Here is a 1,212-nt window from a genome sequence, read left to right as displayed (position 1 = left end):
TATATTTATCTTTTCTCTTGTATCTTCTTTTTCTACATAAGTTGATACTGATAAGTTATAATCATTATTTACTATTTCTGAATTATCTACATATCTTGCAAAATATTCTACATCATTTTTATCTTTAAATGCTTTTAATATATTTTGTATATTTCTTTCATCTAAAATATTATTTTTACTTTCTTTTTTAAATTCATTACTTGCATCTATAAATAATGTCTTTGTTTCTGTCTTATTCTTTGCTAGAACTAATATACATGTTGCTATTGATGTCCCATAAAATAGATTATCTGTTAATTGTATTATACATTCTATAAAATTGTTATCTACAAGATATTTACATATTGTTTTTTCTGCTCCTTTTCTATAAAATATTCCAGGAAAACATACTATAGCTGCACGTCCTCTATCTGATAAATGATAAAGTGAATGCAATACAAATGCTAAATCTCCCTTACTTTTAGGAGCTAGTTTCCCAGCTGGTGCAAATCTTTCATCATTTATTAGTGTAGGATCTCCATCTCCTACCCACTTTGTAGAATATGGTGGATTAGATACTATAGCATCAAATGGTCTTTCATCTATATGTAATGGATTTATTAATGTATCTCCTCTTTTTAATGAAAAATTATTATAGTTAATATTATGTAAAAACATATTCATACGTCCTAAGTTATAGTTTGTAATATTTAACTCTTGGCCAAAAAATCCTTCTTCTATTATATGTTCTTCAAATTGTTTTCTCATCTGTAAAAGTAATGAACCACTACCACAAGTAGGATCATATACTTTATTTATTCTTTCTTTTCCTTCCATTACTATTCTTGCTAATAGTTTTGATACTGATTGAGGTGTAAAGTATTCTCCACCCGATTTACCTGCATTACTTGCATAATTTGATATTAAATATTCATAAGCATCTCCAAATGTATCTATTGAATTATCTTTTATATCTCCAAATTCTATATCTGCTATTCCTTGTAAAACTGCTGTTAATTTCGCATTTTTTTCTGCAACAGTTTCTCCTAATCTTTTATGTGTAGTATCTATATCATCAAATAACCCTTTTATATCATCTTCTGATGGATAACCTATTGCACTATTTTCTATACTTCTAAATATATTTGCAAGATCTGTATTCAAATTTGGATTATTTTTAGCATTCTTTACTACATTTTGAAATAGTTGACTTGGAAGTATAAAAAATCCTTT

The 1,212-nt window shown here is 26.4% G+C and carries 1 protein-coding gene; it reads right to left on the bottom strand.

The window, feature by feature from the left end:
* Positions 1–1,212: type I restriction-modification system subunit M (locus tag AYC59_RS04885; RefSeq protein ID WP_066895788.1), on the bottom strand; the 1,212-nt coding region annotated here is incomplete at both ends.

It is taken from the genome of Pseudostreptobacillus hongkongensis (assembly GCF_001559795.1).
Lineage (GTDB): Bacteria > Fusobacteriota > Fusobacteriia > Fusobacteriales > Leptotrichiaceae > Pseudostreptobacillus > Pseudostreptobacillus hongkongensis.
The sequence above is the reverse complement of the archived record's forward strand: the minus strand, read 5'-3'. Positions and strand labels throughout refer to the sequence as shown.